The sequence below is a fragment of the Marilutibacter chinensis genome, from assembly GCF_021725675.1.
Classification (GTDB): domain Bacteria; phylum Pseudomonadota; class Gammaproteobacteria; order Xanthomonadales; family Xanthomonadaceae; genus Marilutibacter; species Marilutibacter chinensis.
The window spans coordinates 908,068-924,606 of sequence record NZ_JAKJPO010000001.1 but is presented as its reverse complement, the minus strand read 5'-3'; the positions used below and the strand labels follow the sequence as shown (position 1 = coordinate 924,606).

The window sequence follows — 16,539 nt, the reverse complement described above, 5'->3', positions numbered from 1 at the left end:
CCGAATCCGCCATCGGGAACCGTTGTCAGAGGATAGCCGCAGGATCTGCTGTCGTTGTCATGCAAGGGTCTTCCATGCAACAGATCGGATGCATCCGTCGTTTGAGTCTTCGTCCGATCGCTGCGGCCGCTGCCGCGGATGCGAGCGACTTCGCGCCGTCCGGAATCCCACCGCTGGATGCCATGACGAAGGGCGCCGGCAGCCATGGGTGAGCCGGCCATGCATGCCGGCGCCTTCCCGCAGGCGTCAGCGCTGCTCGATGCGCTGCCTGGACGGCCGGCGGACGGCGAGTCCGGCTGGCAGCGCACCCGGATCCCGCTGCCGGAGCCGCTGCGCGCGCCGCTGGGCGTGCTCGACGGGGCCGCACGCGTCGATCTGCTGGTCGTCGCCCTCGCGCTGGCCGAGGGGCGGTTGAGCGGGGTCGAGCGTGTCCTGGCCACCCGGATCGGCCCGGATGGCATCGAACAGGGCGAGATCGCGATCGCGACGGGCGAGGCCGTTCAGGAGGGTGCCGGCAACGGGATCGCGCAACTTGCGCACGTGGACGCGGCATGCGCGTGTGCGTGGGTCGTGGACGGATGCGGCGCCGGTGGCGATGACCTCGCGACGGCTTCGGTCTGGAGCTTCTCCGCCGGCGGAGCTCTCGCGCTCGAGATCGCGTTCCGGGCGCCGCTATCGACGCAGGCGGTCGAGACGATGGCCGCCGCGGCAATGCGTGCGCTGGAAGCGTTGCTGCAGGGACAGCCGCTGGATGCGATCGACATCGCGACGCCGGGCGAGTGCAGCTGGGAACGACCGCCGGGTTTCGATCCGGATGCGGCAGCGGGCGGCACCGCTTCGGTGGTATCCGTATTCCAGGCGGTCGCCGGACGCCAGCCGGGGGCGACCGCGGTCGTCGACGGCGTTTGCACACTCAGCTACTCGCAGCTGGATGCCGGTGCGGATGCGTTGGCCGCGCGGCTGCGCGGCGCCGGAATCGTCCCGGGCATGGTGGTTGCGGTCTCGATGCGGCGTTCGGTCGACGCGATCGTGGCCGTGCTTGGAATACTGAAGGCAGGCGCGGCCTATCTTCCGCTCGACGATGCGTATCCGCCGGAGCGTCTGGCCTTCATGCTGGAAGACGCCGACGTCGCTGCCGTCGTCGTCGGTGCGGATGGCGGTCCTCCCGGCGTGATGGAAGGTGTCCCGCGCGTCGTCGCCGATGCGATGCATCAGCCTTCCGGCGAAGCACGCGCCAACGTGGCTGGCGATCGATCCGACCTGCGCAGTGCGGATTCTCTGGCCTATGTGATGTACACCTCGGGCTCGACCGGTACGCCGAAGGGCGTTGAGATTCCAGACCGCGCGATCCTGCGCCTGGTGTGCGGCGTCGACTACATCGCGCTGGGGCCGGATACGCGCATGTTGCACGCGGCACCACTGGGCTTCGATGCATCGACCCTGGAGATCTGGGGGCCGCTGCTCAACGGGGGCTGCGTGGTAGTGCATGACGAGCGGTTGCCGACCGCGGCCGGGCTTGCGCGATCGATCGACAGGCACGCTGTGAGCACGGCATGGCTGACCGCTGCGCTGTTCAACACGGTGGTCGACGACGACCCGCGTCACCTCGCCGGCCTGAAAGAACTGTTCACCGGCGGCGAGGCGCTGTCGGTGCCGCACGTGCGGCGGATGCTGCAGGCCGTGCCGGGAATTCGCCTGCACAACGGCTATGGACCGACCGAGTGCACGACCTTCGCCTGCACGCATCCGGTCGGGACGGCATCGGCCAGCGATGCAACGTCGATCCCGATCGGCAGACCGATCGCCGGTACCCGGATCCGCGTGCTGAACCGGCAGCGACGTCCGCTTCCGGCGGGCGTGGCAGGCGAGCTGTTCATCGGTGGCGCCGGTCTGGCGATCGGATACCTGAAGCGTCCGGAGCTGACCGAGGAACGCTTCGTAGCGGATCCTTTTGCAGATGGCGCGCGGCTCTACCGGACCGGCGATCTGGTGCGTGCGCGGGCGGACGGCGTGATCGAGTTCATTGGCCGCGCCGACACCCAGGTGAAGATCCGCGGCTACCGGATCGAGCTGGGCGAGATCGAGGCGGCCCTGGCCCGGCATCCGGGTGTGCGCTCCTGCGCGGTCGAGGCGCGGGCGGGCGTATCCGGCGAGAAACGTCTGCTGGCCTATGTGCTGCCGTCGGAGCGGCCGGCAGCACCGTCGCAACTGAGGGAATTCCTTGCCGGCAGCCTGCCGGAGTTCATGTTGCCGGTTCGCTACATCACGCTCGACGAATGGCCGCTGACGCCGAACGGCAAGCTCGATCGCCGACGGCTGCCCGATCCGGATCCGCGGCGCCCGGACCTCGCCAACGCCTACGAGCCCCCGGTCGGCGCGGTGGAGAACGCGATCTGCGATGCGTTCGGCGCGGTTCTTGGAATCGAGGGCGTCGGTCGCCACGACAACTTCTTCGAGCTCGGCGGCAGCTCGCTGCTGGCCGTGCGCCTGGCCGAGACGCTGACCCGGTCGCTGCCGGACCATCCCCCCGAATCGCCGGACGCACCGACCTGCAGCGTCGCCACCACCAAGGTGTTCAGCCACCCGACGCCACACCGGCTGGCCGCTGCACTGGCTGCCCGGTGCGACCGGCACGGGACCGCGGGAACGAGACCCGCGCAACCCGCGCACGCGGCGCATGAGAGCGCCGGGGCGGGTGCGGGGAAGGATGCCGACGACCCGGTCGCGATCGTCGCGATGGCCGGGCGCTTTCCCGGAGCGGCGGATGTCGAGGCGTTCTGGGACAACCTGTGCGAGGGCCGCGACACCATCACGTTCTTCGCACCGGATCGGCTCGATCCGTCGATTGCACGAGCGGAGCGCGAGGATCCGCGCTACGTCCGCGCACGCGGCGTGATCGACGGTGTCGACCGGTTCGACGCCGCGTTCTTCGGAATCGGTGTCCGCGAGGCGGAGCTGATGGATCCGCAGCAGCGGATATTCCTGGAAATGTGCTGGGAATGCCTGGAGCGGGCAGGGCATGTTCCCGACGACGCGGGCGGCAGGGTCGGCGTGTTCGCGGGGATGTACAACGGGACCTATTACCAGCGCCACGTCGCGCCGCGCCAGGACCTGGTGGGAACGATCGGCGCGTTCCAGGTGATGCTCGGCAACGAGAAGGACTACATCGCGACGCGTGCGGCCAACAAGCTCAACCTGACCGGCCCCGCGGTGAGCGTGCACACCGCATGCTCGACCTCGCTGGTGGCGGTCTGCCAGGCGGTGCAGGCGATCCGCTCCGGGCAGTGCGAGATGGCGCTCGCCGGCGGGGTGTCGGTGACCTGTCCGCCCAACAGCGGCTATATGTACCAGGAGGGTGCGATGCTGTCCCCGGACGCCCGCACCCGCACCTTCGATGCGCAGGCCCGGGGCACGGTGTTCAGCGACGGTGCCGCGGTGGTGCTGCTGAAGCGGTTGTCGGCCGCGCGCGCGGACGGCAATCGCGTCTACGCGCTGGTGAGAGGCATCGGCGTCAACAACGACGGCGGACACAAGGCCAGCTTCACCGCGCCGAGCAGCGAGGGACAGGCGGCGGTGATCGCGATGGCGCACGACGATGCCGGCATCGATGCCCGCAGCGTCGGCTATGTCGAGACGCACGGAACCGCGACGCCGCTCGGCGATCCTATCGAGATCGAAGGCCTGACCCGTGCGTTCCGGCGCACCACCGGCGATAGCGGCTTCTGCCGCGTGGGGTCGCTCAAGAGCAATGTCGGCCACATGGTGATCGCCGCGGGCGCGGCCAGCGTGATCAAGACCGCGCTGGCGCTGAGCGAGCGACGGATCCCGGCCAGCCTGCATTTCCGGACGGCGAATCCCGACATCGCATTCGCCGGCTCGCCGTTCGTGGTCAACGATGCGCCGTACGATTGGAGGGAATCGGCGGGACCGCGCCGCGCGGGTGTCAGCTCCTTCGGCGTCGGCGGCACCAATGCCCATGTCGTACTCGAGGAAGCGCCCCGGCCGGAGCCGGCCGAGCCCGCCGACGGCCCGCAGCTGATCGTGCTGTCGGCACGCTCGCCCGATGCATTGCAGGCGTCGTGCGCGCGGCTCGCGGAGCACCTGGAAAGCAATCCGGAGATCAATCTGGCCGATGTGGCATGGACGCTGGCGCGCGGTCGCAAGACTTTTTCCCATCGCACCGCAGTGGTCTGTCGCGACGCCGGCGATGCCGTCGCGCAGTTGCGCGGCAGGGAGCTGGAGTCGGCGATCGCACGCGGCAAGCCCGCGCGCGAGCCGGACGTGGTGTTCATGTTCCCGGGACAGGGCGCGACCTATGCGGGGATGGGCCGTGCGCTGCATGCGGTCGAGCCGGTGTTCCGCGACGCGATCGACCGTTGCGCGCGGGCGCTGTCGGAAAGTCTCGGCTTCGATCTGCGCGAGAAGATGTTCGGCGACGATCCCGAAGCCCTGCTGCCGACCGCGGTCATGCAGCCGGCGACGTTCGCGATCGAGTACGCGCTGGCTCGGATGTGGATGGCGCAGGGCTTGACGCCGGTCGCGATGATCGGTCACAGCGTCGGCGAGTTCGTCGCTGCCACCCTGGCCGGAGTGTTCGCACTGGAAGACGCTCTGCGGCTGGTCGCGCGGCGCGGTGCGTTGATGCAGGCACAGCCGTCCGGCGGAATGCTTTCGATCCGGCTGTCCGTCGACGCCGTCGCGGCGAGGTTGCCACCGGGGCTGCAGATCGCCGCCGAGAATGCCCCCGGCACCTGCGTGGTCGCGGGTCCGCACGACGCGATCGCCGGACTCCGGAGCGAACTCGAAGGCGACGCCGTGGTGTGCCGGGAGCTGCGCACCTCGCATGCGTTCCACTCGGCGATGATGGATCCGGTGGTTGCGCCATTCGAGGCCGAAGTCTCGGCAATCGCATTGTCGCCGCCGTCGCTGCCGATCGTGTCGACCGTTACCGCGACGCTGCTCGCCGATGAAGAGGCGACATCGAGCCGCTACTGGTCGCGACATCTGCGCGAGCCGGTGCGGTTCGCGGCGGCACTGGAGACGATCGCGTCCGCGCCCGGCAGGGTGCTGCTCGAAGCGGGGCCGCGCAGGACCCTGAGCGGTCTGGCCCGACAGCATCCGGCAGTACGCGAGAGCGGCCTTCGCACGGTGGAGAGCCTGGCCGACGATCCGGCGGCCGAGGTCCACGCTGTCCTCCACGCAGCCGGCCAGCTGTGGTGCTCCGGCGTGAATCTCGACCCGGCCGGTTTCGACCATCGCCGGCGCAGGCAGCGGCTGCGACTGCCGACCTATCCGTTCCAGCGCAGGCGCTTCTGGATCGAAGCGGCGATTGCCGAGCCTGCACCGCCGACCGGCGGGCGCGACGAGGTCGGTGACCCTGGCCGGCCGGATCCGCCGTTGCCCCATCCGTCCATGCCAATCCCGGCGGAAACGCCATCGACCGCCGCGACCGCGGCCACGGAGACGCAAGTGTCCATCACGCCCACCGGCAGCGCCGCAAGCGCGCCGCCGCCACGCGCGCTGCGCCTGCGGACGCGGCTGAGCGAGCTGATCGAGGATGTCGCCGGTTTCGACCTGTCCGACGCCGACCCCGACGACAACTTCATGGAGCTGGGTCTCGACAGCCTGATGCTGACCCAGGTTGCGTTGCAGCTGCAGAAGACATTCTCGGTGCAGATCGCGTTCCGTCAGCTGATGGGCGAGGGCTCCAGCCTCTCGCGGCTGTCGGCGATTCTCGACGCGTTGCTGCCACCGGAAGCCGAGCCGGCGCCGATGCCTGCGCCTGCCGACATCCCGGTGCCGATGCCGGGCGGATCAGCGGCCGCCATGCCGTCAGCGGTTCCGGTGTCCGTGCAGGTACCGGCGCAGGCGCGGGCGATGCTGTCGACGGATGGCGCCTCTGGCAGTGGTCTTGTCCGTGACGTGATCGCACAACAGATGCAGCTGATGGCCCAGCAGCTGGCGCTGCTGGGCGTGCAGGCTCCGGCGATCGCTGCGACGCCGGTGCCGGTCACCGAGGCGTCCGCGGGTGAATCGCGACCGGCGGCTCAGGTCGCGCCGTCGCCGCCGGCTGTCGCCGATGCCGAAGGCGTCGACGAGGAAGTCGCGCTCGCGCACACCCGCTACGACGTGAAGAAGGCATTCGGTGCGATCGCGCGGATCCACAACTCCGCCGACGAGTTGACCGGACGCCAGCGGGCCCGCCTCGACGCCTTCATCCGCCGCTACACCGCGCGTACGCAGCGTTCGAAGGAGTACACCCAGGCGCATCGCCCGCATCTGGCCGATCCGCGCGTCGTCAACGGCTTCCGCCCGCTGCTGAAGGAGATCACCTACCAGATCGTCGTGTGCCGCTCGCAGGGGGCGAGGGTGTGGGACCTGGACGGCAACGAGTACGTCGACGCGCTCAACGGCTTCGGCATGAACCTGTTCGGCTGGCAGCCGGAGTTCGTGCTCGATGCGGTCCGTCAGCAGCTCGAGCTGGGATACGAGATCGGCCCGCAGCATCCGCTGGCCGGCGAGGTCGCCAAACTTGTCTGCGAGGTCACCGGTTCGGCGCGCGCGGCGTTGTGCAACACCGGTTCGGAGGCGGTGATGGGCACGATACGCATCGCCCGCACGGTGACCGGCCGCAACACCCTGGTCATCTTCACCGGCTCGTACCACGGCATCTTCGACGAGGTCATCGTCCGCGGCACCAAGAAGCTCAAATCAGTTCCGGCGGCGCCGGGCATCCTGCGCAATACCGCCGAGAACGTGCTCGTCCTCGACTACGGCACGCCGGAAACCCTGGACATCATCCGCGAGCGGGCGCACGAGATCGCAGCGGTGCTGGTGGAGCCGGTGCAGAGCCGGCGGCCGGACTTCCAGCCCGGCGGGTTCCTCAAGGAGCTGCGCGAGGTCACCGCACGGTCGGGGGCCCTGCTGATCTTCGACGAGGTGGTGACCGGCTTCCGCGCCCATGCCCGCGGCGCGCAGGAGATGTTCGGCATCGACGCCGACCTGGTCAGCTACGGCAAGGTGGTCGGCGGCGGCTTCCCGATCGGCGTGATAGCGGGCAAGCGCGAGTACATGGATGCGCTCGACGGCGGTTACTGGCAGTTCGGCGACGACTCGATCCCGACCGTCGGCGTGACCTACTTCGCCGGCACCTTCGTCCGCCATCCGCTGGCGTTGGCGGCGGCGAAAGCGGTGCTTGAACACCTGCGCGACGCCGGGCCGTCGCTGCAGCAACTGCTGAACGCGCGAACCGCCGCGATGGCCGAGGAGATGAACGCCTTCTGCGAGGAGGTCGGCGCGCCGATCGCGATCAAGCACTACACCTCGTTCTGGAAGGTGGCGTTCGCCGAGGACCATCCGCTGCAGGACCTGCTGTTCGCGATGATGCGCAGCCGCGGTGTCCACATTCTCGACAACTTTCCGTGTTTCTTCACGACGGCGCATTCGGAGACGGACTTCGCCAAGGTCGTGGATGCATTCAGGGAGTCCGTTCTCGAGCTGCAGGAGGCCGAATTCATTCCGCGGCGCCGGGAGCCCGAAGCCGTCTTCGACGCCGGCAATCCGCCCGTCCCCGGCGCGCGCCTGGGACGCGACCCCAGCGGAAAACCCGCCTGGTTCGTCCGCGATCCCGCCACGCCGGGCAAGTTCCTGAAGGTGAGTGCATGAACAGCCAGGAATCGGCGAGCTTCGAAACCGTCGACTACGATCCGTTCGCCCAGACCGCGCTCGAGCGGGTGGTGCCGGTCACCGAGCCGCAGCGTGAGGTCTGGCTGGCGGACAAGCTCGGGCGGGAGGGATCGCTGGCCTACAACGAATCGGTGTCGCTGCGGCTGCGTGGCCCATTGGACCCCGAAGCGCTGCGCCAGGCGGTGCAGGAACTGGTGCAGCGGCACGAATCGTTGCGGGCGACGGTCGGCCCCGATGGCGACGAACTCTACATCGCCGAGCGGATGGAGATCGAGGTCGGCACGCACGACCTGGGCGGCATGGATGTCGAGGTGCGCGAGACCCGCATCGCGGATTACCTCAAGACTGCCGTCGAGACGCCGTTCGACCTGGAGCAGGGGCCTCTGTTCCGTGCCGACATCTTCCGTATCGACGACCGGGACCATCTGCTGGTCATGACCGCGCATCACATCGTCTGCGATGGCTGGTCGTTCGGCGTGATCGCGCGCGACATCGCCTCAGGCTACCGGCGTCTCGTCGCAGGGGAGCGCGACCGTGCCCTCGCGCCGGCGCAGTCCTTCGCCGAGTATGCCGCCGAGCAGGCGGCGTGGATGCAGTCCGCGCAGAGCCGGCAGGACGAGCAGTACTGGTTGGGCCGCCTGGGCGATCCGTTGCCGACTCTCGACCTGCCGCTGGACCGTCCGCGTCCCCGCCACCGCACGTTCGTCGCCGCACGCGAGGATGTCGTGCTCGATGCAGGGCTCGTGGCGGCGGTGCGCAAGCTCGGCGCGCGCCACGGCGCCAGTCTGTTCTCGACGCTGCTGACAGGATTCTCGACCCTGCTGCGACGGCTCGGCGGCCAGACCGACCTGGTGGTCGGCATCGCCGCGGCCGGGCAGGCCAACGGCGGCCACGACGAGCTGGTCGGGCATTGCGTGAACATCCTGCCGGTGCGGCTGGACGTCGAGCGCGGCACTGCGTTTTCCACGACTCTGGAGCTGACTGCGGAGACCCTGCTGGACGCGTTCGAGCACCAGCGCTATACCTTCGGCACCCTGCTCAGGAAGCTCGCGATTCCGCGCGATCCGAGCCGGCTGCCGCTGGTCAGCGTGCTGTTCAACCTCGACCAGAAGGTCGACGACGATGCGCTGGGGCTCGAGGGGCTGAGCTGCGAGTTCAGCGCCAACGCCCGCAGCCATGAGAACTTCGAGCTGTTCGTCAATGCGGTGCCGGCCGGCGGCGCGATCCGGCTGGAGTGCCAGTACAACACCGACCTGTACGACGCGGCGACGATCCGGCGCTGGATGGCCGCGTTCGCCGAACTGCTGCGCAGCGCGGTCGCCGATCCAGGAACCGCCTGGGATCGACTCGGGTGGCTGGACGCGGAGCAGAAGGCGGCGCTGTCGGCATTGCAGCCGGCGCCCACCGCGTTCGATCCGGAGCGTCCGGTGCAGATGCGGTTCGCCGACGTCGCCGCCGCCTCGCCCGACAGGATCGCGATCGTCCACGGGCTTCTCGATGCTTCCGGCGCGCCTGCGAAGACGATCAGCTACGGCGAACTCGACCGGCGTTCCAACGCGCTCGCACGCGTCCTGCAGGGACGCGGGCTCGGCGCGGGGGATCTGGTCGGCATCTGCATGCGCCGCGATCCCGAGCTCTACACGGCGGTGCTGGCGGTGCTCAAGGCCGGCGCCGCATACGTGCCGCTGGATCCCGACTATCCACCGGACCGCCTGAAGTTCATGGCCGAGGATGCCGGCCTCGCATGCGTGATCGAACTCGGCGGCGCCGCGCAGGCGCTGGGCCTGCCGCGCGAGCGGGTGCTGGCGCTGGACGCCGACATCGATGCGCAGGCCTGGAGCCGCACCGGTACGCCGCGCGCGGGCGGTGCCGGTCCGGAATCACCGGCCTATGTCATCTATACCTCCGGCTCGACCGGCAGGCCCAAGGGGGTGGTGGTGCCGCACCGCGCGCTGGTGAACCTGCTCACCAGCATGAGCCGCGAGCCCGGTCTCGGCGCCGACGACCGTCTGGTCGCAGTGACGACGACGTCGTTCGACATGTCGGTGCCCGAGCTGTTCCTGCCGCTGGTGACCGGCGCGGGCATCGTGATGGCCGGTTGCGAGGTGCGCGACAGCGCCGGACTGCGGCGGTTGCTCGAATGCAGCGGTGCCACCGCGATGCAGGCGACGCCGTCGGGATGGCGCGTGCTGCTCGAATCAGGCTGGAGCGGCGGCCGCGGGTTCAAGGCCCTGATCGGCGGCGAAAGCGTGCCGCAGGAGCTCGCAGTGGCACTGCGTGCGCGCTGCGGCAGCCTGTGGAACATGTACGGTCCGACCGAGACCACGGTGTGGTCGACCTGCGCGTGCCTGGACCATCCTGAACGGGGCATCACGATCGGGCGCCCGATCGCCAACACCTCGGTGTGGGTGCTCGACGAGCATGGCCAGCCTTGTCCCGTTGGCGTGCCGGGCGAGATCTACATCGGCGGGGCAGGGGTGACGCTGGGTTATCTCAACCGTCCGGAACTGACCCGCGAACGCTTCCTGCCCGATCCGTTCTCGGCGGTACCCGGCCCGATGGCAGCCGGCGCCGCCACGGCCGGCGACCGCATCTACCGCACCGGCGATCGCGGCCGCTGGCGCAACGACGGCACGCTGGAGCATCTCGGACGGCTGGATTTCCAGGTGAAGGTGCGCGGCTACCGGATCGAGCTCGGCGAGGTCGAGGCCAACCTGGCCGCCCATCCCGGGGTCGCGCACTGCGCGGTGATCGCGCGCGAGGATCGTCCCGGCGATGTCCGCCTGGTCGGTTACGTCGTGCTCCGGCAGGCCGGCGCCGCCGACGAGGAAAGCCTGCTCGAACACCTGCGCAGGTCGCTGCCGGCCTACATGGTGCCGCAGCACCTGGTGTTCATGCCTGCGATTCCGTTGTCGCCGAACGGCAAGGTCGATCGCAAGGCGCTGCCGGCTCCTTCGGTCGAAGGCCGGCGGGCGCCGGAACGGGTGGCGCCGCGGACAGGCACCGAGCGCGAGGTGGCGACCCTGATGGAGCAGGTGCTCGCATTGCCCGGCATCGGCGTCGACGATGATTTCTTCTCCCTCGGCGGGCATTCCCTGCTGGCCGCGCAGCTGACGGCGCGGATCAACAGGCAGCTGGGCGTGAGCCTGTCGATGCGGGCGCTGTTCGATGCGCCCACCGTGGCCGGCCTGGCCGCGCTGATCGAACGCGGCGAAGGACGCGGTGATGGAGCGTCCGGCGCGGCGGAGGGCGCCCCGGTGCCGCGCCTGCCCGATCGCCGTCGCGCGCCGTTGTCGCTGATGCAGGAACGCCTGTTCCGGCTGGAGCGCTTCAATCCCGGCCAGGTCACCTACAACACGCCTTCCGCGCATCGCCTGACCGGACCGATGGACGTCGCTGCGATGGATGCCGCGTTGCGCGCGCTCGCCCAGCGGCAGACCGTGCTGCGGACGGGCTTCGAGGTCGTCGATGGCGAGGAGGTGCAGATCGTCCACGACGACATCGGTCCCGTGATCGGCGAGGTCGAGGACCTGTCCGGGCTGGCCGTGGAGGAGCGCGAGCAGACGCTGCGCCGGAGGATCCAGGAGCTGATCCACGTGCCGTTCGAGCGCCTCGACCGCGCGCCCCTGTTCGTCGTACGTCTGTTCCGGCTGCGCGAGGACGAGCACGTGCTCTTCTTCATGCCGCATCACCTGATCTGGGATGGCTGGTCGTTCGACGTGCTGTACGCGGAGTTGTCCGAGCTGTACGCCGCACGCTGCGAGGGGCGCGAGCCGGTCCTGCCGGAGCTGCCGGTGAGCTACGGCGACTTCTCCGCCTGGCATCGCGGATGGGTCCAGGGGCCCGGGTACGCGAGGCAGCTGGCGTTCTGGCGCGAGCGGATCTCCGCGTATTCGAGGGACCGGCAGGTGCCGAAGGCATTGCCGACCGACCACCCGCGCCGGCGGGGGATGTCCGGAGAGGGGCGCAGCATCACCACCAGCGTCCCCAGCGAACTGACCGCGCGCCTGCACCGGGCCGGCCTGGACGTCGATGCGACCTTGTCCATGGTCCTGCTGACCGCGTACTGCGTGGTGCTGGCGAGGATGAGCGGGCAGTACGATCAGGTCGTCGGGACCCCGGTGCGTGGCCGCAATGCGGCCGAGCTCGAGCACCTGATGGGCTACTTCACGACCCTGCTGCCGCTGCATGTCCGGATCGATCCCGAGGGCACGTTCGCCGACGCGGTGCGCGGGATCAAGGCCGAGGTTCTGGACAGCTTCGCCAACCCGGACGTGCGCCTTGAGGATCTCGCGGCGGACCTGAGCCTGCGCGGCAGTGCCGACGGCAACCCGACGGGCAGCCCGATGTACCAGTCTCTTTTTTCGTTCCAGGACGCCCGCAACCGGCCGGTCCGCTGGGGCGCACTCAGCCACTCGCGGGTGCCGGTGTTGCAGCCGGGCGCGACCGAGGACATCGGGCTGTGGTTCGTCGAGAATGCCGGTGGCCTGATCGGCGGACTGGTCTACAACGCCGAGATCTACGAGGCGTCGACGGCAGAGCGGATCCACCGCCGTTACCTGTCGATGCTGGAGGCGATCGCCGGCAATCCCAGGCAGCTGCTGCGCGAGCTGGCCCGGTTCGACGATGGCGAGCCGTTGATGATCGGCGCTGCTCCCGTCGCCGTTGAAGCGACCGGAACCGGCAGCCGGGAAGGCGCGGCGGCCGAACCCGCGACGGCCGGGCATGTCGCCGCGGACGCCGGCACGAATGGCGGTGCGCGGACGAGCCTCGACCCCAAGGAGCGCTACCTGGCGGCGATCTGGGAAGAGATGCTGGGGATTCGGGTGAGGCCGGACGACAACTTCTTCGATCTGGGAGGCAATTCGATGCAGGGCATGCAGATGGCCGAGCGGGTCGCCCGCGAGACCGGGCTGCAGATCAAGCTCGTACGCCTCGCGTCGCAGGGGCTTTCGGAGATCGCCGTCGATCTGCCCGCCGACCCGGGCTCGGGGCCGAGACCCGGATTCGGGGCGCGCCTGAAACGGCTCTTCGGCGGTGCATCCTCGAAGCATGTCTCCGGCTGAAACCGGCTGGATGGCCGAAACGGGCGCACGGCATCGACAGGAAACAGAGACCCATCGAGTGGACATGCGGGCGACCCAATCCATGCAGGCAACAGCGAACGGGCGAGCGCCGGCGGGCGAGCCGCAGGTCCCCATGCGGGAAAGCCGGGACGGCGCCGATGTCTGGCATCCGCAATGGGCGGGAGAGCCCGGACGCCGGCTCTACACGGCGGTGCACATGCCGCGGGGCCACAGGCTGCGGGTGGGCGTGCTGCTGGTGGCGCCGCTGTTCCACGAGCTGCCGCGCAGCAGGCGGCTGTTGAGCGAGATCGCGCATCACCTCGCGTCGCTCGGCTTCGTATCGATGCAGTTCGATTTCTACGGCATGGGCGACTCGATGGGGCTGGGCGAGGACACCGACTTCCATTCCATGCGTCGTGACCTGTGCGTGGTCGAGTCGGCGCTGCGCGAACGCCTGCGCGAGCAAGCCGAAGGCGTGTGCGGAGTCGAGCGCCTGGTCGTGGTCGCGTTCCGTGGCGGCGCGTTGCCGGTGATGTCGTGGATCGGGGAAGGGGCCCGTCCGGATCTGGTCGTGTTGTGGGAGCCGATCCTGGACGGACTGAACTGGCTGCAGGAACTGGAGCGCGAGGATGCCGCCGAGCGACGGTCGCCAAGCCGCTATTCGATCCTGCGCAACCGCCGCATCTCGGTCCCCGATGCGGGCGACGATGCACAGCTGATGGGCATGAACGCATCGCGGCAGTTGCGCGAGGATCTGGCGGCGTTCGGGATGCCGGCACCCGTGGTGCGATCGCAGCTTGCGTTCTGGACGGTGACCCGTCCGCACATGCGGACGCTCGAGCTGGAGCCCGAATCCGGTCTGGTACTCGATGCGGATACGCCGGCCTTCGGCGGCAGCACGCGGATGGAGTCGGCACTGTTCATGTCGCCCGGCCTGCACCGGGTCGTCGACGCACTCGGCCAGGCCCTGTGCCGGTGGTCGACGGCCGTGCCGGCGGCGCACGGCGGCGTTGCGGGGGGCCAGGGCGATGGATGAGATCCTGAGGTTCGGACCGCATTCGCGACTGTCCGGGGTGCTGACCGGGACGCGTTCGGACGGCGCCCCGATCCTGGTCCTGCCCAGCGCCGGATTGATCCCGCGGGCCGGGCCGTTCCGCCTGCATGTCGAACTGGCCCATCGGCTCGCCCGCCATGGCATCCGCACGTTCCGATATGAGTCGCCGGGAGTCGGCGAAACGCCGCGGCTGAAGGGCTGCGGACCGCGCGAGGCCGCGCTGGAAGCGATCGGGACGCTGCACCGCGAGACCGGCCAGACCCGCTTCGTCGTCGGCGGCGTCTGCAGCGCCGCCGACGCTGCCTGGATGGCGGCGCAGGACGATACCCGCGTCGGCGGACTGGTCATGATCGACGGCATCAGCTTCATCGGGCCGTGGTTCCATCTCGCCCGTGCCCGCGACGTGCTGCGCCGCGGGCCGCAGGCGTGGCCCGGCATCGCCGCGCGACTGGTGCGCAGACTGCCGCCCGGCGGCCGCGCGGGCGGCGACAGCAGCATGTATCGCGAGTGGCCGTCCCAGGCGGTCGCCCGCCGGCAGTTCACAGGACTGGTGGAGCGCGGCGTGCGTTCGTTGTGGATCTTCACCGGCGGCTATACCGACAGGTTCCTGCATCCGCGCCAGTTCTACTGGGGCCTCGGGGCCGGCACCCGCGATCCACGCGTGTCGATGCGCTATTGGCCGGATTGCGACCATACGTTCTACGCGCGCAGCCACCGCGAGCGCCTGCTCGACACGATGGAGGCGTGGCTGACCGGCATCGCATGGTCCGCGGACACTACCCCCGTCGACAGCAGGCCTTCGGCCGTGGAGGAGGCCGCCGCATGATGCAGGTGCCGGACAGTCCGCGTGGGGCCCCGTCCGGCGAGTCGAACGCGCCGTCGGATGTCTCGCCGCTGTACCTGGCGGACGTGCGGCGTGCCGGACCGCTGCGGGTCGTGCTGGTGACGCCGGCGACGATGCCCGGCTGGCTCGACGACTTCATGCGCCTCGCCGGCCGTGCCGGATGGCTCGATGTCGACGTGTTGCCGGTAGCGGGGGCGAAGCTGCCCGGCAGTGACTGCCGCAGGCCGGAATTGCGGATGGCGCTGGCGGTCGAGAGATGGCGTTCGCCGGCCGGCACCGGCTTCGCCACCGTCGTGCCGGTGCCGCAGTCCGGCATGGCCCGGCCTCCGTCCGCGCCGGAGTCCGGGCGGGACGCCGCGCTCATGTGGCTGCGGGAAAGGCGACCGGACCTGGTGATCCTGGCGGCCGATCTGGAAGGGGCGGCCGAAATCGCCGCGGGCGCCCGCCGCGGTTGCTGGCGACTGGACGCATCGCTGCTGCACGAATGCGACGCGACATTCGTCCTGCTGTCGCCGCTGATCGAGCCGGCGGCGACGACGGTCGGACTCGAGGCGGATCGCGTGGACGGGACATGGCGTCCACTGGCCGTCGGCACGGCGGCGACCTACCGGGCGTCGCTGAGCGGACAGCGGGAGCGGGCCTGCCGCAAGCTGCCGGCGTTGCTGCTCCGCGGGCTGCTCGCGGAATTGCACGCGCCGGAGCCCGCAGCCGGCGACCGCCGCGTCGTCTCCGTGCGGCTCGTCCCTCCATCGTGTCGCCCAGGGCGGCTGGCGACGGTGCGTGCCTTCGTCGCCACGATCGGCGTGCGCGTGCGCGATCGCTGGAATCGCGCGTGTTCGCGTGAAGGACGCTGGTCGGTACTTGTGCGTCGTCAGTCCGAGGCGATGGATCCCGACCTCCCCAGTGCCAGCGGATACTGCCCGCTGGTCGCGCCGCACGGATGCTACTGGGCAGACCCATGCGCGATCGATGGGCCGGATGGCGATTTCGTCTACGTGGAAGAATGTCCCGACGAGGTCAATGCAGGCGTGATCGCCTGCCTCCGTGTCGATGCGGCGGGGCAGGCCGAGCGTCTCGGCGTTGCCCTGCAGCGACCGTGCCACCTGTCGTTTCCGCAGGTGTTCGATTGGGAAGGTCGCCGGTTCATGACCGTGGAATCGGGGCAGGATTGCCGCGTCACCCTGTACGAGTGCGGCGGATCACCGCTGGACTGGCGGCCGCTCGCGGACCTGATCGAAGGCTGGCAATGCGTCGACCCTGTGCTGCACTTCCACGCCGGGCACTGGTTCCTGTTCGTCAATGTCGCCGAAAGCGGCGCCAGCTCGTGCGACAGCCTGTTCCTGTTCGTGGCCGATACGTTGACCGGACCCTACCGGCCTCATCCGGCCAATCCGATCGTCGACGACGCAGGACGCGCCCGGATGGCGGGGCGGTTGTTCGTCGACCGCGGGCGCTTGGTGCGACCCGCGCAGGACTGCGTCGGCAGCTACGGCGCGGCGATCGTGTTCAACGAAGTGCTCGAGCTCGGCCCTGATCGCTATCGCGAGCGGATGCTGGGCAGGCTCGACGCCGAAGCGGCCGGTGCGCGCGACGGATGCCATACCTACAGCCGTGCCGGTGCGCTGGAAGCGATCGACGTGCGTGGATTCGGGCTGCGTGATGCAGTCCCCGCATCGCGCCATCCCGGGCATGACTCCGGAGGAAACCTCCGGCCCGGCGGGATGTCGACGGGAGCGACGGCGCGCGGGTAACGGTTGCCTGGAACGCTCGCGCAGAAAAAACGGGCGAGTCGCCTCGCCCGATCGCGTGTCGCGTTCCGGGAGGCGGCAAGCCGGCCGGGAACGCTGCAGATGAATTCCTCCCCCCGACGATGGAATCGTTGGGGGAGA

General features: G+C 69.7%; 5 protein-coding genes. All 5 read left to right on the top strand.

Annotated features, from left to right (window positions below; genetic code table 11):
* Positions 1–219: 219 nt before the first annotated feature.
* Positions 220–7,665, top strand: coding sequence for a polyketide synthase (locus L3V18_RS03980; RefSeq protein WP_237053296.1), 7,446 nt, complete (start codon positions 220–222; stop codon positions 7,663–7,665).
* Positions 7,662–12,752 (top strand): non-ribosomal peptide synthetase, encoded by a 5,091-nt coding sequence (locus L3V18_RS03975; RefSeq protein WP_237053295.1) that lies wholly within the window; start codon positions 7,662–7,664, stop codon positions 12,750–12,752. Before L3V18_RS03980 ends, L3V18_RS03975 begins: the two co-directional genes overlap by 4 nt.
* Before the next feature lie 133 nt (positions 12,753–12,885).
* Positions 12,886–13,788, top strand: coding sequence for an alpha/beta hydrolase family protein (locus tag L3V18_RS03970; RefSeq protein WP_237053294.1), 903 nt, complete (start codon positions 12,886–12,888; stop codon positions 13,786–13,788).
* Positions 13,781–14,632 carry an alpha/beta fold hydrolase gene (locus tag L3V18_RS03965; protein WP_237053293.1) on the top strand — a complete coding sequence of 284 codons (852 nt, stop codon included), beginning with the start codon at positions 13,781–13,783 and terminating at the stop codon, positions 14,630–14,632. Before L3V18_RS03970 ends, L3V18_RS03965 begins: the two co-directional genes overlap by 8 nt.
* Complete coding sequence (locus L3V18_RS03960) at positions 14,629–16,401, top strand: glucosamine inositolphosphorylceramide transferase family protein (RefSeq protein WP_237053292.1); 1,773 nt, start codon at positions 14,629–14,631, stop codon at positions 16,399–16,401. The genes L3V18_RS03965 and L3V18_RS03960 overlap by 4 nt, the downstream gene beginning before the upstream one ends.
* Positions 16,402–16,539: the final 138 nt, after the last annotated feature.

Excerpts from the sequence above, each read along its gene's own strand:
- L3V18_RS03975 (WP_237053295.1), top strand. The coding sequence starts at position 7,662 with ATGAACAGCCAGGAATCGGCGAGCTTCGAAACCGTCGACTACGATCCG.
- L3V18_RS03965 (WP_237053293.1), top strand. The coding sequence starts at position 13,781 with ATGGATGAGATCCTGAGGTTCGGACCGCATTCGCGACTGTCCGGGGTG.
- L3V18_RS03960 (WP_237053292.1), top strand. The coding sequence starts at position 14,629 with ATGATGCAGGTGCCGGACAGTCCGCGTGGGGCCCCGTCCGGCGAGTCG.
- L3V18_RS03970 (WP_237053294.1), top strand. The coding sequence starts at position 12,886 with ATGCGGGAAAGCCGGGACGGCGCCGATGTCTGGCATCCGCAATGGGCG.
- L3V18_RS03980 (WP_237053296.1), top strand. The coding sequence starts at position 220 with ATGCATGCCGGCGCCTTCCCGCAGGCGTCAGCGCTGCTCGATGCGCTG.